Origin of the sequence: Rhodococcus sp. BH5 (assembly GCF_027583855.1) — a bacterium.
Lineage (GTDB): Bacteria > Actinomycetota > Actinomycetes > Mycobacteriales > Mycobacteriaceae > Rhodococcus_F > Rhodococcus_F qingshengii.
Genome location: NZ_JAJHVW010000003.1, coordinates 93,387 through 114,039, shown reverse-complemented (window position 1 = coordinate 114,039; position 20,653 = coordinate 93,387). Strand labels below are relative to the sequence as shown.

The 20,653-nt window shown below is 61.9% G+C and carries 15 protein-coding genes; 12 read left to right on the top strand and 3 right to left on the bottom strand.

All coding sequences use genetic code 11. The features are described from left to right. Positions 1-73: 73 nt before the first annotated feature. Both RhoBH5_RS09570 and RhoBH5_RS09565 read left to right on the top strand, forming a co-directional pair. A complete protein-coding gene (locus tag RhoBH5_RS09570) occupies positions 74-1,264 on the top strand; it encodes a 4-hydroxybenzoate 3-monooxygenase (RefSeq protein WP_162114096.1) in 1,191 nt (396 codons plus the stop codon). A 322-nt stretch (positions 1,265-1,586) separates the two neighbouring features. Beyond that, positions 1,587-2,456, top strand: coding sequence for a TIGR03619 family F420-dependent LLM class oxidoreductase (locus RhoBH5_RS09565; RefSeq protein ID WP_050656934.1), 870 nt, complete (start codon positions 1,587-1,589; stop codon positions 2,454-2,456). Between the two features lie 43 nt (positions 2,457-2,499). On the opposite strand, the gene RhoBH5_RS09560 is transcribed toward RhoBH5_RS09565, so the two are convergent. Both RhoBH5_RS09560 and RhoBH5_RS09555 read right to left on the bottom strand, forming a co-directional pair. Next, positions 2,500-3,822, bottom strand: a complete 1,323-nt coding sequence (locus RhoBH5_RS09560) for a ClC family H(+)/Cl(-) exchange transporter (protein WP_270008196.1) — start codon at positions 3,820-3,822, stop codon at positions 2,500-2,502. 114 nt (positions 3,823-3,936) lie between these two features. Next, positions 3,937-4,557 carry a LysE/ArgO family amino acid transporter gene (locus RhoBH5_RS09555; RefSeq protein WP_042451547.1) on the bottom strand — a complete coding sequence of 207 codons (621 nt, stop codon included), beginning with the start codon at positions 4,555-4,557 and terminating at the stop codon, positions 3,937-3,939. Positions 4,558-4,632: 75 nt separating this feature from the next. On the opposite strand from RhoBH5_RS09555, the gene RhoBH5_RS09550 reads away from it, so the two are divergent. The 5 genes from RhoBH5_RS09550 (at position 4,633) to RhoBH5_RS09530 (ending at position 11,835) form a co-directional block, all read left to right on the top strand. Continuing rightward, a complete protein-coding gene (locus tag RhoBH5_RS09550) occupies positions 4,633-5,526 on the top strand; it encodes a LysR family transcriptional regulator ArgP (protein WP_003943053.1) in 894 nt (297 codons plus the stop codon). Positions 5,527-5,674: 148 nt separating this feature from the next. Then, positions 5,675-7,147 (top strand): class I adenylate-forming enzyme family protein, encoded by a 1,473-nt coding sequence (locus RhoBH5_RS09545; RefSeq protein WP_054826947.1) that lies wholly within the window; start codon positions 5,675-5,677, stop codon positions 7,145-7,147. Between the two features lie 85 nt (positions 7,148-7,232). Continuing rightward, positions 7,233-9,080 (top strand): DUF3556 domain-containing protein, encoded by a 1,848-nt coding sequence (locus RhoBH5_RS09540; RefSeq protein WP_042451545.1) that lies wholly within the window; start codon positions 7,233-7,235, stop codon positions 9,078-9,080. Further along, on the top strand, positions 9,077-10,510 hold the full coding sequence (locus RhoBH5_RS09535; protein WP_064443602.1) for a phytoene desaturase family protein: 1,434 nt from the start codon (positions 9,077-9,079) through the stop codon (positions 10,508-10,510). The genes RhoBH5_RS09540 and RhoBH5_RS09535 overlap by 4 nt, the downstream gene beginning before the upstream one ends. Before the next feature lie 35 nt (positions 10,511-10,545). Beyond that, the gene (locus RhoBH5_RS09530; protein ID WP_042921507.1) at positions 10,546-11,835 is read left to right on the top strand and encodes a PucR family transcriptional regulator; all 1,290 of its coding nucleotides are present in this window, start codon (positions 10,546-10,548) and stop codon (positions 11,833-11,835) included. A 101-nt stretch (positions 11,836-11,936) separates the two neighbouring features. Here the strand turns inward: RhoBH5_RS09530 and RhoBH5_RS09525 are convergent, their stop codons facing one another. Then, the gene (locus RhoBH5_RS09525; RefSeq protein WP_050656924.1) at positions 11,937-13,238 is read right to left on the bottom strand and encodes an HNH endonuclease signature motif containing protein; all 1,302 of its coding nucleotides are present in this window, start codon (positions 13,236-13,238) and stop codon (positions 11,937-11,939) included. A 115-nt stretch (positions 13,239-13,353) separates the two neighbouring features. On the opposite strand from RhoBH5_RS09525, the gene RhoBH5_RS09520 reads away from it, so the two are divergent. The 5 genes from RhoBH5_RS09520 to RhoBH5_RS09500 are packed head-to-tail and all read left to right on the top strand — an operon-like array spanning position 13,354 to position 20,615. Next, the gene (locus RhoBH5_RS09520; protein ID WP_270008195.1) at positions 13,354-14,661 is read left to right on the top strand and encodes an SWIM zinc finger family protein; all 1,308 of its coding nucleotides are present in this window, start codon (positions 13,354-13,356) and stop codon (positions 14,659-14,661) included. Beyond that, positions 14,658-16,142, top strand: coding sequence for a DUF5691 domain-containing protein (locus RhoBH5_RS09515; protein WP_270008194.1), 1,485 nt, complete (start codon positions 14,658-14,660; stop codon positions 16,140-16,142). Before RhoBH5_RS09520 ends, RhoBH5_RS09515 begins: the two co-directional genes overlap by 4 nt. Beyond that, entirely contained in the window at positions 16,139-17,272 is a 1,134-nt protein-coding gene (locus RhoBH5_RS09510) for an ATP-binding protein (RefSeq protein ID WP_083056335.1), read from the top strand. Before RhoBH5_RS09515 ends, RhoBH5_RS09510 begins: the two co-directional genes overlap by 4 nt. Then, a complete protein-coding gene (locus RhoBH5_RS09505; protein ID WP_074447108.1) occupies positions 17,269-19,455 on the top strand; it encodes a DUF5682 family protein in 2,187 nt (728 codons plus the stop codon). The genes RhoBH5_RS09510 and RhoBH5_RS09505 overlap by 4 nt, the downstream gene beginning before the upstream one ends. Next, positions 19,452-20,615, top strand: coding sequence for a VWA domain-containing protein (locus RhoBH5_RS09500; protein WP_270008193.1), 1,164 nt, complete (start codon positions 19,452-19,454; stop codon positions 20,613-20,615). The genes RhoBH5_RS09505 and RhoBH5_RS09500 overlap by 4 nt, the downstream gene beginning before the upstream one ends. Positions 20,616-20,653 lie beyond the last annotated feature (38 nt).

Genomic DNA, 20,653 nt, shown 5'->3' with positions numbered 1-20,653 from the left:
AATTGCAGCTGTTCAGAGGAGTGATCGTGGTCGAGGGTGGTCTCAATCGTCACTCACCTCAGGAGCTCTTTGTATGTCTTCTTCACGCACCCAGGTCGGAATCGTCGGTGGTGGTCCCGCCGGGTTGATGCTCTCGCATCTGTTGCATCTGAAGGGAATCGATTCGGTTGTCCTGGAATGCCGCACCCGCGAAGAGGTAGAAGGCACCATTCGTGCCGGCGTGCTCGAACAGAACACGGTTGATCTCATGGTCGAGACCGGACTCGGTGATCGACTGAAGCGGGAGGGCCTCGAACATCACGGAATCGAGTTGCGATTCGGTGGACGAGGGCACCGAATCGCGTTCGACGAACTGACCGACGGGCGAGCAGTCACGGTGTATCCGCAACACGAGGTGCTCAAGGATCTGATCGCGCGGCGTCTCGCTGACGGCGGGGACATTCGATTCGGAGTGTCCGACGCGCAAGTACACGATCACGAATCGGATCGCCCGAGTATCACTTTTGTCGACTCGGACGGAAATGATCAGAAGCTCGAGTGCGCCCTGGTGGCCGGTTGCGACGGTTCACGCACCGGAACGCGAAAGCTGATTCCCGAACCGTCGATCCGAACGGATCATTTCCGCCAGTATCCCTTCGCGTGGTTCGGCATCCTGGCCGAGGCGCCGCCGTCGTCCGAAGAACTGATCTACGCCAACCATGAGCGCGGGTTTGCACTGATCAGCACACGGACGCCCGAGGTACAGCGTCATTACCTTCAGGTCGATCCGGACGACTCCGTGGACAACTGGTCCGACGATCGAATCTGGGACGAGCTGCACATGCGCGTCGACGGTGAGGGGGCGGAGATCAAGGACGGCAAAATCTTTCAGAAGTCGATCCTCCAGTTCCGCAGCTTCGTGTGTGAGCCGATGCAGCACGGCAACCTGTTTCTTGCAGGGGATGCGGCGCACACCGTGCCGCCGACCGGCGCGAAGGGAATGAATCTCGCGATCGCCGACGTTTACGCACTGGCGAAGGCAATGGACGGTTTCTTCACCTCGTCCGAACGAAAGATGCTGGACGGGTACACCGAAACGGTGTTGCCGCGTGTGTGGCGGACGCAGCACTTCTCGTGGTGGATGTCGTCGATGCTCCATCGCTTGCCAGACGACAGCGGTTTCGGGCATCGCCGACAGTTGGCCGAGTTGGACATGGTCACGCGTTCCGTGGCGGGACGAACGCTGATCGCCGAGAACTACGTCGGAACTCCCTTGCATCAGTAGGCCGATTCGCAGGTTGCACGGTGCGAAATCAGGGGGAGTGGGGTGCCAGGTGTCACCAGGACCCCGAAGTTCTTGGTATGTGTCCGCCTGGCGGGAAGCCGCCGAGCCGAAGTAGCGGGAGCTTTGTAACCTCGAACACGTCCTTGTCCAACCGAGGGTGGCTGATGCTTCGACCGCACTGCGGGGGAGTTGTCGTATGACTGAGCGTTGCAAGAAGTGACTGTTCAGGATCCACTGTCTCCCAAGCCGATCGGTGCGAACCGACTTCGAGCTCATCGAGACACTTCAGTCGCTCCGGTCAACTGAACAGAGGGATCTTCCGATGAAGTTCAGCCTCGCCGTGGCGATGATTCCCCTCTCTCAACTCGTTGCACTTGCGAAAGTGGCCGAAGAATGCGGCTTTTCTTCGATCACGATGCCCGACTCACTGTTCTTTCCCGAGCGGGGCGCTACCGGGTATCCGTATACCGCTGACGGTGTGCGGATGTGGGACGTGAAGACACCATTTGTAGACCCCATGATTGCCGCGGCCTTCATGGGACCCGGAACGTCGAAGATTCGCTTTTATCCGCAGGTGCTCGAGCTCAGCTCACGCAATCCTCTGCTGCTGGCAAGCCAGGTGGGGTCGGTCGCGAATTTGACAGGAGGCCGCTTCGGTCTCGGGGTCGGTGTGGGCTGGGCGCCAGAGGAATTCGAGTGGTGCGGCGCTTCCCCCAAGGATCGAGGCCCGCGAGTCGACGAGATGCTCGAGGTACTGCGACTGGTTCTAGGCGGCGGTATGGTCGAACATCACGGCAAGTTCTTCGACTTCGACAGGCTGCAGATGAGCCCGGCGCCGGTCGATCCCGTCCCCATCTACATCGGAGGACATTCCGCGGCCGCATTGCGCCGTGCAGCGCGAGTGGGTGACGGTTGGACCTCGGCTACAGTCTCTTTCGCTGATCTGCAAGCTCTCATCGCGAGGATCGGCGTCCTGCGGGTCGAGTACGGGCGCGCCGAGTCCCCGTTCGAAATTCAGGCCGTCTGCGCCGATCGCTTCGGCCTCGACGGCTCCCTGGAACTGGCCGATAGCGGAGTGACGGAATCGATCGTCATTCCTTGGGCCATGTACGGCCTCGGGTTCGACTGCGACCTGGAAGCGAAGAAAGATGCGGTACGCAGGTTCTCCGAGGAAGTCATCTGCAAATTCTGAATTCACGTAGCGCACCCGTGCTGCAATGACCCGTGTGCGGGGATCAATCCGTATGCGGGCGTTGCGGCTCCAACATCCGTTCGCGCAGACTGTCGTAGATAGGTGCCGACCCTGCCGACGTGGTGACGAATACCGCTGCCGCAGTGGCAGCGAGCATCGGGACCAGCGTCGACGTCACCGCGGTCATTTCGACCACGATCACGATGCCGGTGAACGGTGCGCGTACTACGGCGCCGAAGAAGGCCGCCATACCGACGGTGGCCATGGTGACCGTGAGCCCGGCGTCCACTCCGGGCACGAAGCTCGACAGTCCGGTGAAGATCGACCCCCAGAGCGCGCCGAGAGCGAGTAAGGGAGCGAACAGTCCGCCGGGAGTTCCAGCGGCATACGAGAGCGGGCCGGTGAAGAACCGAACCACCAAGTACAGCAGCAGGATCGGCAGTACGAAGGTCCTTCCGCCGACGATCATCTGTGCAAGAACGTCGCCGCCCCCACTGGCCAACGGGTCGAGGAACAGCGTCAGGCCGATGACGGCGCCGATCGTTGCGCCGATGACAGTCGGTGGGATCTTGTCGAGCCGTGCCACGATGTCGAGTAGTCCTAGAATCAGGCGGTTGTACGCAATACCCAGTAGCCCCGTGAGGATTCCGAAGACGACGAACAGTGGCAAGAATGCGAGTTGCGGTGTCGGGACGGTGCCGACCTCGAAATCGGGTTGATCACCGATGACGATCCGTGCACAGCCCACCGCCACTGAAACACCGAAAAGCGTTGGCAGCACGGTGCGCAGCCGGAACGAGTGCGTCACCTCCTCGCAGACGAACAGTGCCCCCGCGATCGGCGCGTTGAATGCGACAGCGAGACCTGCTCCGGCCGCGGATGTTTGCAGCATGGCGACGTCGGGTTCGGTGAGGCGGGCTCGCCGTCCCGCTTCTGCTCCGATCGCCGCACCCATGTGTACGGTGGGGCCTTCACGGCCGAGAACCAGACCGGAGCCGATCGCCAAGAGGCCGCCGATGAATCTGGCGGGCACGAGATTGATTCCCGGCGGTTTCGCTTCACCGCGGGACACCGCCTCGACGTGCTGGATGCCGCTTCCCTTTGCGAGGGGCACTCGTCTGACGATCAGTACGGCAAGTACGGTGCACAGGGCCACCAGGAGGACCGGCACGAGCCACCCGACGTACGGAACGTGATGCGCCCAGTTCACGATCGCCTGACGAAGTTCGTCGGCCCTGATCAGACACCAACGGAACGCGCCGCCGACAAATCCGACCCCGACGCCGGCGACCGCAGCGAGTAGACACAGCAAACCCAGTTTGCGGTTGGAGTCACGCGGTTCGGTGCCGCCATCGTCCTCGGTCATCGTGATCAGCCCTACCTGATGGTCACAACTCGCGACAGGTGAATTGAGCTTCCTCATCTTGGACGGTAACCCATCCCGCTACCCGCAGGGTCGGATCGAGGTTGTGCAGCCTGGTCACAATTCGACAAGCAGGCTGATTCCGAGAACCGCCATCATCACGGCGATCAGAGCATCGAGAACCCGCCAGGCGTTGGGTTTCGCAAAAAGCGGCGTCAGCAGACGTGCGCCGTAACCGAGGGCGCCGAACCAGACCACACTTGCCGTGATGGCACCGGCGGCAAACCACCAACGTCCGATCTCGCCGCGACCGTTGGCGATAGAACCCATGAGCACCACGGTGTCGAGGTACACGTGTGGATTGAGCCAGGTGAGAGCCAATGCCATCGTGACGGCGGCAAGCCTCGACCCGTTGCCATGTCGATCCGGCGCCAACGTCTGGGGGTGAAGTGCCCGCTTGGCGGCGAAGAGCGCATAGCTGAGGAGGAAAACGGCGCCGGCGATACGAACGAACGTGATCATCGACGGTGCGTGTTCGAGGAGGGTCCCGATTCCGCTGACGCCCGCGAGGATGAGAATTGCGTCTGACAACGCGCACACTGCGACGATCGGGAGTACGTGTGATCGCGTCAGGCCTTGACGAAGAACAAACGCATTCTGGGCGCCGATTGCGACGATCAAAGACAGTCCGACCCCGAAACCGACGAGGGCCGACGCAGGGTCGTTGGTGCTGAGCATGTCGTCGAGCCTGCCGCTCGGATTTCAGTCAGTCCAGCTAATGATTCTTAGGATGCATCAGAGTAGCTTCAGATTATGTTGGATTTCGAGCAACTGAGGGCATTGCACGCCGCGGTCGACGAGGGAACCTTCGAGGCGGCGGCGCGGAAGTTACACATCACGCCTTCGGCGGTCAGCCAACGAATCAAAGGTCTCGAGACCTCGGTTGGCCGGATCCTGGTGCAGCGCACCAAGCCCATCCGGGTCACCGATTCGGGGAGAGAAGTCCTGCGTCTTGCACGTCAGATAGACGCTTTGTCGCGTGACACCGTGCGAGAGCTCGGCCTTGAAAATGGTTCAGGGATGTTTGCACGTGTCTCGATCGCGGTCAATGCCGATTCGCTGTCCACCTGGGTTCTCGGGGCCCTCGCGGAGTTCACGCAAGAAGTCGGTTTCGATTTTCATCTCGACGATCAAGACCACACCACTGAACTACTGCGCGACGGTTCGGTCATGGCTGCCGTCACCTCTGTTGCGTCACCGATTCAAGGGTGTACCTCCAGCCGTTTGGGCATCATGCGGTATCGGCCGATGGCGAGTGCGGAGTTCTGCCGTCGTTGGTTCGCAGACGGTGTCACGGCCGAATCCCTTTCGGAGGCGCCGCTGGTTGTGTTCAATCGCAAGGATCTACTGCAGGATCGCTACCTCGATCAAAAGGTCGGCCACCCCGCCGATCCGCCCCGTCATCTTGTTCCTTCATCGGCAGACTTCGCGGACGCCGTCAGGCGGGGATACGGCTGGGGATTGATACCGGACCTGCAGCGCGGCGACGACGATCGCTCCGGCGTGCTGATCGGATTCGATCCGGACTTCGTGGACGATGTTCCGCTGTACTGGCAGCAGTGGAAACTGTCGTCACCTGTCTTGCGCCGGATCTCCGAGGTGGTGACCAGACGCGCCCACGAGGTGTTGCATCAGCCGTCGAGCTGATGTGCACCGCACGTGCGGTGTTGTGCTCGGGCGGTGTTGTGCTCAGGGAACAAAGAACCTGGACAAGTTGATCCCCTGGGACCGTTTCTTCGGCCGCAGGACGCCGATAGTGTTTTGAGTCACACACGAATGAAAGGTGCTGACTCTCGTGGCGAACATCGGATATCTGGCTTGGGATCTTGCAGAGAAGTACGGGCAGAAGCCGTGCTTGCGGGACGACCACGTCGAACTCACGTATGAAGAGTTCGCAGATCGCACGGAAGCTGTTGCCGCGCAATTGGCTGGACTCGGAATCGGCCTCGGTGACGTGGTGGCGATCATGCTGCCCAATCGCGTCGAGTTGCTGATCGCGATCATGGCTGCCTGGCGCATCGGTGCTGCCGCTACACCCATCAATCCGATGTTCACCGCGAACGAAGCGGACTACCAGATCGCGGACTCCGGGGCCGAGTTGGTCATCACCGCCACTGCCGACGCACCCTCGGGCGGCCGCGCAGTGTTGGCCGTCGAGGATCTGGCGACAGTGCCGCCGACCGATCCCCGACCCGGAATCGATGTTGCAGCAGACGATCTGGCGTTGCTCATCTACACCAGCGGCTCCACCGGACGGCCCAAGGGAGTGATGCTCACGCATGCCAACCTGCAGTTCATGGCTTCGTCGATGGGCAAGAACATCGGTGTTACCGGCGCGGATCACTGCCTGCTGATTCTGCCGCTGTTCCATGTCAACGCGATCTGCGTCAGCGTCTTGACGCCCTTACTTGTCGGCGGACAGGTGAGTGTCACCGGGAAGTTCTCGGTTTCGAGATTCTTCGACGACGTCGCGCGGCTTCGCCCCACGTATTTCTCGGCGGTGCCGGCAATCTACGCGATGCTGACCTCACAGCCGGAAGACCCTTCGATCGACACGTCGTCCTTGAGGTTTGCCGTGTGCGGTGCGGCGCCGATCAGCAAGGAACTCCTCGAACGCGCTGAGCAGCGTTTCGGTTTCGTGATCGTGGAAGGTTACGGACTCACCGAGGGGACCTGTGCGTCGGCCTGCAATCCTGTGGACGGCGTGCGCAAACTCGGTACGGTCGGCCCGGCGTTGCCCGGCCAGCAGATTTCCATTCTTGCCGAGGACGGAACCTTTGCGCCCGCCGGGACTGCCGGAGAGGTGGTCATCAAGGGTGGCAACGTGATGCGTGGCTATCTGGGTAAGCCGGAGGAAACTGCGAAGACCGTCAAGGATGGTTGGTTGCATACCGGTGACGTCGGAGTCCTCGACGAGGACGGCTACCTGACCCTGGTCGATCGCATCAAGGACATGATCATCCGTGGGGGAGAGAACATCTACCCCAAGGAGATCGAAAACTCGCTCGCTACACACCCTTCCGTGCTCGAGGCAGCCGTCATCGGCGCTCCGCACCAGGTCTACGGAGAGGTGCCAGTTGCCTATGTTGTCGCCTACCCCGATGCGCCCGTCACCGAAGACGAACTGCTCGAACATGTCACGGCCTTGCTCACCCGAGTAAAGGTGCCAGTGGCGATCTACGTCGTCGATGCGCTTCCCCGAAACCCGGTGGGCAAGATCGACAAACCTGGAATGAGACGAGCTCTGAGCGCAACTCCCGCTCACTAGTCACTTCCCCGTAGTACCAGCACAACTCGACGACGTCCGTCGAGTCGATCCGTCATGCCCACATTCCGTATTTCAGGAGCACATCATGGGATTCAAAGAAGGAAACTTCCCTCCCGTCGATCCGGCAACGTTCATGGACAAGCCGTTTCTCGAGCGTCTGCGTGACATGTCCACGCACTGGGTGGATTACGGCTTCGGTACGCCGAAGATGGTCCACACCGTCTACATCATGAAACTGTTGTTCCTTTACCTGGCAGCTGGAACAGCCGTTGCCACTTTGACTTCCGGCCTCTCGTGGTTCGACATCGGATCGTGGTGGAACCAGCCGATCGTCTACCAGAAACTCATCATCTGGACGATGATGCTCGAGATGCTGGGCTTGGCAGGATCCTGGGGGCCGCTCGCCGGCCACTTCAAGCCGATGACCGGTGGAGTTCTCTACTGGCTCCGCCCCGGCACCATTCGTCTGCCACCGTGGCCGGGCAAGGTGCCGCTCACCTCGGGTGACACCCGCACGGTGTTCGACGTCTTCATCTATGTCGCCGCAGTCGCCAATCTCCTTGTTGCCGCTGTTCTCCCCGGTGTTCACACCACAGGAATCGACTCGGCAATCGCTGACAATGCCGGACTGGTGCGCCCGACGGTCTTGTACTCCTTCCTGGTACTCATGGTGATTCTCGGGTTGCGGGACAAGGTGCCCTTCATCGCTGCCCGTAGTGAGCAGTACCTGCCGGCGATCTTCTTCTTCACATTCCTGCCGTTCGTCGACATGATCCTGGCGCTCAAACTGCTGATCGTCATGGTGTGGATCGGTGCCGGTGTCTCGAAGTTCGGTCGCCATTTCTCGCTGGTGGTTCCTCCGATGCTCAGCAATACCCCGTGGATCCCGTCAAAGAAGATCAAGCGCGCCCACTACCGGAATTTCCCGGAGGATCTGCGGCCTTCACACCTGGGCGGCGGCGTCGCACACGTGGCCGGAACGATGGTCGAAATCGTCACCCCGTTGATACTGCTGTTCTCGACGAACAAGACCCTCACGATCCTCGCCGTGATCCTCATGGTCGGATTCCATCTGTTCATCGCGTCGACCTTCCCGCTTGCCGTCCCACTCGAATGGAATCTTCTGTTCGCCTACGCCTCGGTCTTCCTGTTCCTGGGATTCCCGGCATGGGACGGCTACGGACTCGGCGCCATGTCCTCACCGTGGATCACCGCGGGAATTGTTGCAGCCCTTGCCTTCTTCCCCATTCTCGGAAACCTTCGACCCGATCTGGTGTCCTTCCTGCCGTCGATGCGTCAGTACGCCGGCAACTGGGCATCCGCGACGTGGGCATTCGCGCCGGGCGCTGAAGCCAAGATCGACCAGTTCATCAAGCGTCCGTCGCCGGATACGCGCAATCAGTTGATGACGATGTACCCCGAAGATGTGTCCGATGTCGTTCTGCATCAGCTGTTGGGCTGGCGTTCCATGCACAGCCAGGGGCGTGCGCTGTTCTCTCTGATGATCAGGCACCTCGGCGACGACATCAACACGTACTCACTGCGGGAAGCAGAGTTCATGTGCAACTCCATCGTCGCCTTCAACTTCGGTGACGGGCACCTGCACGACGCGAAGTTGATCGCAGCCATTCAGCGTCGCTGCAATTTCGCACCCGGTGAGTTCCTGGTGACCTGGATCGAATCGCAGCCCATCCACAAGGGAACGCAGGAGTACCAGGTGATCGATGCCGCTCTCGGTGTCATCGAACGAGGTACTTTCAAGGTCGCCGACGCAGTCGCCGAACAGCCGTGGTTGCCGAACGGGCCCATTCCGTTCGACGTTCAGTGGACACTGGACGTACGGGCCGACCGCGCGGCAACGGATCCGCAGGTTGTCTCCGAACCGAAGATGCGTACGAGGGTCAGCGGTAGCGAGCAAGAGGTGAGTAAGTGACAAAGGCCGTAGTCGTCGGCAGCGGGCCCAATGGGCTCGCTGCCGCGGTACACCTCGCACGTAGCGGTGTGGACGTGCAGGTGCTCGAGGCTGCCGACCAGATCGGCGGAGGCACCCGCTCCGGTCCGATCGACGTGCCGGGGTTGATCCATGATCACTGCTCGGCGTTTCACCCGATGGGTATCGGCTCGCCGTACCTGTCCAAGCTGGACCTCGAGCGATACGGGCTGATCTGGAGATGGGCAGAGGTGGACTGCGCGCATCCGCTCGACAACGGGGACGCCGGGGTTCTGTACCGCTCGCTGGAGCAGACGGCTGCGGGACTCGGCGCTGACGGGCCTCGATGGCAACGCATGTTCGGTGACTTGTCGACTGGGTTCGATGCGCTGGCGTCCGATCTGATGCGCCCGATCGTCAATGTTCCGCACCATCCGCTGCGGCTCGCAGCTTTCGGTCCGCGAGCGCTGCTTCCGGCAACGGTGACCGCCAAACTGTGGAAGACGGACAAGGGGAAGGCGCTGTTCGGCGGGGTTGCCGCACACGCCTTCTATCCACTCAACCGTCCGGCCACCTCGGCGGTGGGATTGATGATCACTGCTGCTGGTCACCGCTACGGTTGGCCGGTTGCCGAGGGAGGTTCGCGGTCGATCACCGACGCGATGGCTGCGATGCTCCTCGATCACGGCGGCAAGATCGACACCAGCGTTCGGGTTCGTACGGTCTCCGAGATTCCGGACGCCGATGTTGTTCTGCTGGATGTCAATCCGGGGGGTGCGCTCGAAATTCTGGGCGATCGACTCCCTGGTCGAGTGGCGAGGGCCTATCGAAAGTTCAAGCAGGCTCCCGGAGCATTCAAGGTCGATTTTGCGATCGAAGGTCATGTGCCGTGGACCAATCCGGACTGTGGTCGGGCCGGAACTGTGCATCTGGCAGGTGGTTTCGACGAAATCGTGGCCGCTGAGCGTGAGACGAATTCAGGCCGTATGCCGGACCGGCCGTTCGTGCTCCTAGGTCAGCAATACCTGGCTGATCCCACCCGATCTGCCGGGAACGTTCATCCGCTGTATGCCTATGCGCACGTGCCTCACGGTTACGCCGGCGACGCTACGGAGGCGATCATCCGTCAGATCGAGAGGTTTGCGCCAGGATTCCGGGAGCAGATTGTCGCGACGTCGAGCAGTGGTACAGCTGACCTGGCAGAGGACAATCCGAATCAGGTAGGCGGCGACATCATCGGAGGTGCCAACACCGAACTGCAGGTTGTCTTGCGTCCGCGCGTCGCAGTCGATCCGTACAGCACGGGGATCGCGGGCACTTACCTGTGCTCGGCCTCGACCCCGCCGGGTGCCGGAGCACATGGAATGTGCGGGTACAACGCAGCCGAATCGGCTCTGAAGTACCTGCGACGAAAGGGTGCGGAAGTTCTGTGAGTAGTCCATCGCACAAGGAGCGAGGCGCCGGTGCGATGCGGCGCCTCGCCCGAGTGCCTGCAGCCGCGGAGCCGGAAGTGCTTGCGGTGGTTGCCGAGTTGGCACGACGACTCGACGAGCGCAGCGCCGACATCGCGCGTGAGATGGCCTTCATGATGGCTCACGAAATCGACCAATTGGATGCAGACGCCAAATTGCTCGAAATGCTCGAGGCCAGCGTGCAGGGAAACATCACGACGATCATCCACGTATTGGCCAACGACATTCCGATCGATCATCTCCAACCCACCACTGCTGCAGTGGAATACGCTCTGCGTCTGGCGCAGCGGGATGTCCCGTCCAACTCCCTTGTCCGGGCCTATCACATGGGCCAAGGCGATCTGATGCGGATCTGCCACGACGAGATCAGCACACTGGATATTCCGGCGCGACTCACTTTGGCTGTCCTGAAACACACTTCGGACGTGGTCTACAGCTACATCGACTGGATCACGCTCTACGTCTTCGACGCGTACGAGCGGGAACGCAGTCGATGGATGGCAGCGCAGGGAAACCTCCATTCGGCCGCAATCCACGCCCTCCTGTCCGGCGCCAACGCAGATACCGCTGCTTTCGAAGCGGAGACAGGGTACCGCCTCGGTCAGAACCACGTCGCCCTGGTGGTCTGGTCGACGTGGGATGCCGACGTCATGGGCATCAATACGCTGGACCGACTCGTACGTGATCTCGGCGCAGCGGCGGGAGCGGACAAGCCGCCGATCATCACCGCCATCGATCGGCGCACGGTGTGGGCGTGGCTGCCGTTCGGTCGCCGGGTGCCTGCGCCGGATCCGGAGGTTCTCGCGGCGGCAGTGCCGTTGGACGGCGGGGCGCGGGTGGCAATCGGACTGCCGGGGTCAGGGGTCGACGGTTTCAAACGGTCCCACGAACAGGCAACCGCCGCCTATTCGGTTGCTGCCGTCCCGGATACACCGCAGCGACCTGTGGTGAGCTTCGGAGACCGCGGCGTCGCTGTGGTTTCACTTCTGTCCGAGAACATCGATTCGACGAAGTCATGGGTCTGGGAGGTGCTTGGCCCGTTGGCGGAAGATACGCCCTCTGCTGCATCCTTGCGGACGACGTTGAGTGTGTACTTTGCACATGGTGAAAGTCATCTGCACACTGCCAATCACATGAATCTGCACCGGAATACGGTGAAGTATCGCATCAATAAGGCGCTCGGCGATCCAGTTGCTGCCGGCCGAGACAAGTTGGATCTTGCTCTGGCCCTGCAGGTTTGTGAGTTGTTGGGCAGATCGGTCTTGCGCCCCGCGCGAACGTCGTGAGTTGTGGAAAGTTGTGGACGCGCCACGGCCTGTGGGCTCCGTATCGGGTTTTGATGTCCGATGCGGAGCCTGGCCGTGTTCTGTTGTGCCTGAGGTTCTTCTCAGGTTTTGAAGGTGGTGTTCGCCGGCCTGGGTTGCTGTCCGGGGTCGATCGAGGGTGGTGGGATGAACCACGGCTTGTTGTCGACTCCTATTCGGATTTCCCATTTCCCGACGAACCCTGATTTTCGGTGCATCAGTCGGTGGTGTGAACGGCACAGCAGCACCAGGTTGTTCATCACCGTCGGGCCGCCGTTGGCCCAGTGCCGGATATGGTGCGCATCCGTCCAGGCCGGTACACATGTGCAGCCGGGGAACGCGCAGCCCTTGTCCCGGGCGATCAACGCCACTCGCTGTTCGGCGGTGACCAATCGTTTTCCTGGTCTCGCATCCAAGGGCGCGCCGTGATCGTCGAGCAGGACGGTGGACAGGAAACAATCGCACCCAAGGAGTCTGGTCTGCGAGACCGAGAGCGGCCCCAGCCACGGCATGTGCCCGACATCAAGATCAGACACAGCCACTCCACCACCATCAGTTGGTGTGGCGGCGCAGTCCCGATGCTCCGCCAGATCACGGGCGTTGATGTGCACGTTCACATGCGGACGCTGACCACCATCCGTACCGGTCTTCGCGCAGTCCAGGTAACGGCGGATCAGTTCGGTGAACCCGTCCGCGGTGCGTTTCGCCGCCGACCGAGAATCGGGAGTCCCGTCCGGTGCCGGGGTCGGCATCGTCAGATTCGACAACGCCGACAACAGCATCTCACCGGTGAGGGCGTCGAAATCGCCGCGCACCACCACCCGACCGTTCAATGTCGACGCGATCCGCAACTCGTTGAGATCGACATCCTCGGCGGGCGGGATCTCATCGGACTCGAACAACCGCTCCAAGGTCGCGATCACGTTCCGCACTTTCGTCGTCGTCGCCTCCACCCCCGACGCAGCAGCCAACAACAAATCGATGCACTTCGGTAGCGCCTCCTCCGGCATGCCTTTCGGCGGTGATTCACAGAACGCCACGATCAAAACGGCATGCTCGAAGGAGCAATCCCCGCCATCGAACCGAGCCGCCACCGCCGGAAACGGCCGCAAAGCTGCACCCAGGGCGGCGATCTTCTTCCCGTCCCGAACCTGCAACATCGTGTTGGCCGCCAACCAGGACCCCACACCGCGGCTGGCAATCACCTGATCATCCGGACGCAACGACAACTCGTCCACCACAGCCACTCGAACTGCTTCCAGGCGCAGAATCTCCGCGCTCGCCGACACCGCAGCCGCACGTAACTCAGAAGCAGGTAACTGCCACAGACGTCCGCGTAACCCCACCGCAGAACCAGACACCACGTCCGACAACAAGACACTCATTGAATCCCCCGATCCCCTCCCCAAATCATATTCGAATATGTGTTCGAGTCAAGGGGTAATTCCCAACGAATCGGCCTGACTCTGTGATGTCAGCGGGTTGTCATACTGTGGTCGAGTGACTTCGCCGTGGACAGCTGGGCAGGTGGCGTCGGTAGCTCCGGACGCCGCATCGCTAGCCGCTGCGCGCAAGTTGGCTGGTTCGTGGAGCCATGCCGGCAACAGGGGTCTCGCGCTCTGGGGGCTGTGTCAGGGCAGCGGCTCGAAGCCGTATCAAGCAGTGGTCGACCTGAGGGGCCCTGCATACAAGTGCTCGTGCCCCAGTCGAAAGTTTCCGTGCAAACATGCTCTGGGGCTGCTGGTGGAATGGTCGGAAGGGCGTGTGCCGTCGACGGACGAGCCCGCCGACTTCGCGGCAGAGTGGTTGTTGCGCCGCGAGGAGAAGGCCGAGACCCGCGGCGAAAGGGCTGAGACCGGCGACGAGGCTCCCAAGAGGGCTCCCGACCCGGCGACAGCGCAGAAGCGCGCCGACCGCGTTGCGAGCGGGCTCGTCGAATTGGACCTGTGGATCACCGATCAGATCCGCAGTGGTCTGGCAGCGATGGACACATCCTGGGCGGGCTTCGACGCAGTAGCTGCTCGAATGGTGGATGCTCAGGCGCCTGGTGTCGCAGGCACACTTCGAGCCTTGGCGGGCACCGTTGCGTCTACCGAGAACTGGCCCGAGAAAGTCCTCGACGAGTTGGCTCGGTTGCACCTGCTGGTTGCTGCGCATCAGAAGCTGTCCGAGTTGCCGGAAGATCTTGCCCATTCGGTGAAAGCACACGTCGGCTATCCGGTCTCAACCGAGAGTGTGATGGAATCGATTCCGGTGAAAGAGAACTGGATGATTCTCGGTTCCGGGATCACCGAGGAGAAGCGACTGTTCACCCGAACGGTGTGGATGCTCGGCAGGAATTCGAAGCGGTGGGCCATGCTGCTCGACTTCTCCCACGGGTCACCCAATTTTGCCACCGAAACGCTTCCAGTCGGGTTTCTGCTCAACGCCGATGTTCATTTCTATCCCGGTGCCGCGGCATTGCGGGCGCGGATAGGGGTCACGCACGGAGAACCGGAGCCCTTCACAACCATGCCGTTCGGAAGCATCGACACTGCGTTGCAGCAGTTTACCGATGCCCTCGCCGCGGATCCATGGTTGCGCTCGTGGCCGGCAGTGATCAGTTCGGTGGTCCCGTCGTTCGTCGACGGATCATGGTTTGTCGTCGACGAATCGGGCACAGCGCTTCGGGCAGAGGGTGATTCGGATCTTCTGTGGAAGTTGCTCGGCATTTCCGGCGGTTACCCGGTCACAGTCTGCGGAACGTGGAACGCGCTGGCTCTTACTCCGATCTCGGTTTTCACGGGAGGGCAGGTGATCGTGCTGTGAGTACATTGATCTCAGCGGCGCTCCTTGGGACAGTCAGAACAGCAACAACATTCGAGGATCTGCCGGCTGAAGTGCGTGGCTACGCTCGCGAACTCGACGGCGATCCTGCCGAGATGCTTCTCGCAGGAGCAGCGTTGGAGAGGGCGTACCGCCGTGGCGGTGCGGGCTCCACCACGGCGGCGGTGCCGACACCTGCGCCAGACGATGTTCGATTCACGCTGCCGGAATCCTCATCGGCGCATCTGCTGTCGATGCTCGCGGCCAAGGCGACCTTGCTCGACGAATGGTTCGCAGTCGCGTTGGAGCACAATTACCGTGCGCCTGATCATCTGGTCGCCGAGTTGCTTTCCTTTGCACGTGCAAGTGAAGCTCACCGGGAGAGCATCCTGCAGATTGTCGGCGAGCGTGGTCGATGGCTTGCCGCGCAAAACCCCGAGTGGAGCAAACTCGTCCGAACCAGGGATGCCAACCCGGACGTGTGGCGTCACGGAAGTTCGTCGCAGCGCACACAGTGGCTGATAGACACTCGTCGAACAGATCCCGCGCTGGCGCTGGCCGAACTCCGAGAGTCCTGGGGCACCGAGCGGGGCGAACAGAAGGCTGCCTTCGTCGCGGCGCTGGCAAACGGACTGAGTGCGGATGATCAACCATTGTTGGAGGAAGCCCTCGACGACCGTCGCAAGGACGTGCGACGCGCGGCAGTGGAAGTACTCGGACAACTCCCCGAATCGGAGTTCGGGGAGAGAATGGCTGCTCGGGTTCGGAAATGGGTGCGGGTGGAACGGAAACTCGTTCGGTCCACGCTCGTCATCGTCCCGCCTGAGGAAGTCGATTCAGCGGCGAGGCGAGACGGCATCGAAGACCGGCCGAATCCACACACCGACTATCGTGCCGAGTATGTGCGTCAGGCGATCAGTTCTGCGCCGTTGTCTCTGTGGAACAACATGATCGGTGGACCAGGCAAGGTCTTGGGGATGAGCGTTGACGAAAGCTGGGAGCCGATCCTTCACGACGCGTGGTCCACCGCCGCAGTCGCGCAGAACAATACGGAATGGGCGCTGGAACTCTTTCGTATGCGCGGCACCGCCACCGATCGACGCGTGCTCCCGTTGGTGCCGGCCAAGGCGCTGGCTGATCTGTTGAGGTCCGGAAACGGCGACGCCAATGTTCTGCACCCGGGCCGGGCAGCGATCTACGACGCTCTGCGAGGTCCATGGCCCGAGGACATCACCCGGGCAGTGGTGGCCCAGTGGGAACGAGTTGCGGCCAGACGTGCCGACGGAGGCGCCAAGGCTGGCGAATTCTCACGCTACAAGTACGTCGCATCGCTGCGCCTGGCCGAGACTCGATTTCCTTACAGCGCAGTAACTTTGCTGGAGCGTGCTGCGGAACGTGCACGTGACACGGACTGGCAGCAGACCTTCGCCAGAACTGCCAGCGCCATCACCCACCGCAAGACCCTGCTCGAGGAGCTCACATGACTGACAGCGTAACCGTGCACACCACGGAACCGGAAAAGCTCGCGCAACCGGCAAGGCTGATGCGGCCCCACGCAGAGCAGGAGTACGCGCTCGAACTCGAAGCACTGGCCGCGCAGGACACTCGTCCGCGTCCACCGTCGTGGAACTTGTCGCCCTGGGCCGTCGTGACGTATCTGTTGGGTGGCACTCTCGACGACGGAACCGTCATTTCGCCGAAGTACGTCGGTCCACGGCGGTTGATGGAAGTGGCCGTCGCAACTCTTGCCACCGACCGGGCGCTACTGCTGTTGGGGGTTCCCGGTACGGCCAAGACCTGGGTCTCCGAACATCTTTCGGCCGCAATCTCGGGTGCGTCGACGCTCCTGGTCCAGGGCACGTCGGGCACGCCCGAGGAAGCTATCCGCTACGGCTGGAACTACGCACGTCTTCTCTCCGAGGGGCCGACCGCCGGTGCGCTGGTGCCTTCTCCCGTGATGACGGCGATGGAAACCGGGAAGATCGCCCGCGTCGAAGAGTTGACGCGCATTCCGGCCGACGTGCAGGACGCCCTCATCACCATTCTCTCCGAGAAGACGTTGCCGGTGCCGGAGCTGGGCATCGAGGTGCAGGCAGCCAAGGGCTTCAACCTGATCGCTACCGCCAACGATCGCGATCGCGGTGTCAACGACCTGTCGTCCGCACTGCGTCGACGGTTCAATACCGTAGTCCTCCCTTTGCCGGCCAGCGAGGAAGACGAGGTGGCCATCGTGGCACGTCGAGTCGAACAGCTGGGCGCAGCACTGGAATTGCCGACAACCCCCGCAGCAGCCGAGGAAATTCGCCGGGTCGTCACCGTGTTCCGGGAACTGCGATCAGGCACGACCACCGACGGCCGCACCAAGTTGAAGTCCCCGTCCGGAACTCTGTCGACGGCGGAGGCGATCTCGGTGGTCACCAACGGTTTGGCGTTGTCTGCGCATTTCGGGGACGGCGTACTGCGGGCATCCGACGTCGCTGCCGGAATCCTGGGCTCGGTGATCAAGGATCCGGTCGCAGACAAGGTGGTGTGGAACGAGTACCTCGAGGCAGTAGTGCGTGAACGCGGCGAGTGGTCCGACTTCTACCGGGCGTGCCGCGAGGTCACCGGGTGACCATCGTGATTCCGGACCTGCGTGTCCGGGTCTTCGGTATCCGTCACCACGGCCCGGGATCTGCTCGTTCGGTTCGGCAGGGTCTGGAAGAGTTCTCGCCTGACGTCGTCCTGATCGAAGGGCCTTCGGACGCAGACCCGTTGGTGATGCTGGCGGCGTCGGAATCGATGGAACCACCGATTGCGTTGCTCGCGTACGCCACTGGCGAGCCGTCGAAGGCGGCCTTCTGGCCGTTTGCGGTGTTCTCACCCGAATGGCAAGCGCTGCAGTGGGCTGCGAAGAACGGTGTGCAGGCACGGTTCTGCGATCTGCCCGCCTTCAACGTGTTGGCGGATCAGGGGATTCGTACTGTCCGCGAGGGCGATCCTCTGTCGGAACTGGCCGCGGCCGCGGGTTTCGACGACACCGAACGCTGGTGGGATTCGGTGATCGAATCGAGCTCGGGCGCAGATTCTTTCGATGCGATCACCGAGGCGATGGAGGCGCTGCGTGAGACAGTGCCGATCGACGAGGAGACAGCGCATCGCGAAGCGTATATGCGTCAGGTGCTGCGAAAGACGTTGAAAGATGGCGCTGAGCGGGTAGCGGTCGTCTGCGGAGCCTGGCACGCGCCGGCGTTGGTCGGAGCCTTGGGGCCGGCGGCACCCGATGCTCGCATCCTCAAAGGAATGTCCAAGGTCAAGACCTCGCTGACGTGGGTTCCCTGGACTCACTCACGTCTGGCATCGGCATCGGGTTACGGCGCCGGAATTACCTCGCCGGGCTGGTATCACCACCTGTTCACCGCGAACGACAAGACGATCACGCGGTGGCTCACCAAAGTTGCGCGGGTGCTCAGGGACGAGGACCTTCCGATCTCGAGTGCTCACGTCATCGAAGCTGTCCGGTTGGCAGATACGTTGGCGGCACTGCGTTCTCGACCCTTGGCGGGATTGTCGGAGGTCACCGAGGCAACGAGGTCGGTGATGTGCGACGGGAACGACGTTCTTCTGGATCTGATCACGCGAAGATTGGTTGTGGGCGAAGCGCTGGGCGCGGTGCCCGAAGAAACTCCGACGGTTCCGCTCGAAGCAGACCTGCGAGCACGTTCAAAGACTTTGCGGCTCAAACAACAAGCGGGAGCCAAGAATCTCGATCTGGACCTGCGACGCGACATCGACGTCGAGCGTTCCCAGTTCCTGCACCGACTGGGGATCCTCGAGATCGATTGGGGGACCCCGGCCGACAGTGAGGTCCGTTCCACCGGAACGTTCCGGGAGACTTGGGCGCTGCAATGGAAGCCCGAATTCTCGGTCTCGGTGATCGAGGCGTCGCTGTGGGGCACGACGGTGGCTGCAGCGGCAACATCACGTGTCGTCTCGAAGATCAACGAGCCGGACATCTCTCTCGCGTCACTGATCGGACTACTGGAGAACTCGCTCCTGGCGAACCTGCCGGCAGCGTTGTCCGCTGTGCTGGAAAGTGTGAAAACGGTTGCGGCACTAGATCATGACGTGTCGCACCTGATGGCGGCGCTGCCCACGCTGACGCGAACGCTGCGGTACGGCGATGTGCGCGGAACCGACGTGTCGGCATTGGTCGACGTCGCCGACAGCCTGTTGATCCGCATTTGCACCGGCCTCGCAGTCGCCGTCACGGGCCTGGACGATCCCAGTGCCGAGGAGTTTCGCGAACACCTCGACAAGGTTCACTCGGCAGTCATGGTTCGTGACGATCGCGATGCGAGCGCACGGTGGCTGCAGGCCATGGCCGGCGTGATCGACCGTGACGACGTCAACGGATTACTCGTCGGCCGGATGGTGCGGCTACTGCGCGACAGCGGTTCGATCACGGAAACCGCTGCAGCCCAGCGCTTGTCTCGGGCCCTGTCCGTGGGAAGCACGCCGACCGCCAAAGCCGGGTGGGTCGACGGGTTTCTCGGTGGAGGAGGGCTTGTGCTCGTTCACGATCGAGCGTTGCTCACGCTGATCGACACGTGGGTTCGCCAACTTCGTGAGCAGGACTTCATCGACACGCTTCCACTGCTTCGACGTACGTTCGGAGCGTTCGAGGCGGGGGAGCGTCGAGCGATCGGTCAGGCGGTCAGAGGTGGACGACGCGTCGAAACGACAGTGGAGACCGATGCTCGACGCGGCAGAGCGGCAATGGCGGTCGTTGCGGACATCTTGGGGGTGGGAGCATGAGCGACGACGATCAGCGCCTTCGACGCTGGAGACTGATGCTCGGGGAATCCGCCGAAGAATCGACGGGTGGGCTGGGCCAACCGGGCGAGCGTCGAATGGATGCAGCTCTTGCCGCACTCTACGATTCGTCCGGCCCGACCAAGGGGCGACGCCGCTCAGCCGGATTGGGGGCGTCGGCTCCGTCCGTCGCCAGATGGCTCGGCGATATCCGGACGTACTTTCCCAGCACGGTGGTGCAGGTGATGCAGAAGGACGCGATCGACCGACTGGGTTTGGCGCAGTTGCTGCTCGAACCGGAACTGCTCGATTCCGTCGAGCCCGATGTGCATCTGGTCGGGACGCTGCTGAGCCTCAACCAGGTCATGCCGGAGGCCAGCAAGGCAACTGCTCGAATGGTCGTCGGCAAGGTGGTTCGGGAAGTCGAAGAGCGAATCGCGCAGAAAACGAAGGCCGCGGTGACCGGGGCTCTCAATCGTTCGGCCAGAACGTCGAATCCGAAGTTGCGTGACATCGACTGGGACCGAACCATCCGAGCAAATCTGTCGCACTACCTTCCGGAGTATCGAACCGTCGTCCCCGAGCGGCTCGTCGGATACGGCCGCAAGTCGAAATCCGTGCAGCGCGACGTAGTCCTGGCGATCGACCAATCGGGTTCGATGGCGTCCAGCGTCGTCTACGCATCCGTGTTCGGCGCGGTGTTGGCGTCGATGCAGGCGCTGAAGACTTCGCTCGTGGTTTTCGACACTGCCGTCGTCGACCTGACGGACAAACTGTCCGATCCAGTCGACGTCCTTTTCGGGACCCAACTTGGTGGGGGCACGGACATCAACCGCGCTATCGCGTACAGCCAGTCACTGATCTCGCGTCCTGCCGAGTCGATGTTCGTTCTGATCTCGGACCTCTACGAGGGCGGTATTCGCAACGAGATGTTGCGCCGGATGGCCGCCATGAAGAACTCCGGCGTTCAAGTCGTGGTTCTACTGGCACTCTCGGACGACGGGGCACCGTCGTTCGATCACGACAATGCAGCGTCGCTGAGTGCCCTCGGGATTCCCGCGTTTGCGTGCACGCCGGACAAGTTTCCGGAACTGCTGGCGGTGGCTCTGGAACGCGGGGACGTGTCGGCTTGGGCGGATCAGCTCAGCCTCGAACAGCACTGACCGGTCTGCTTCGAGAACCTGAACACCGGGTACACCCG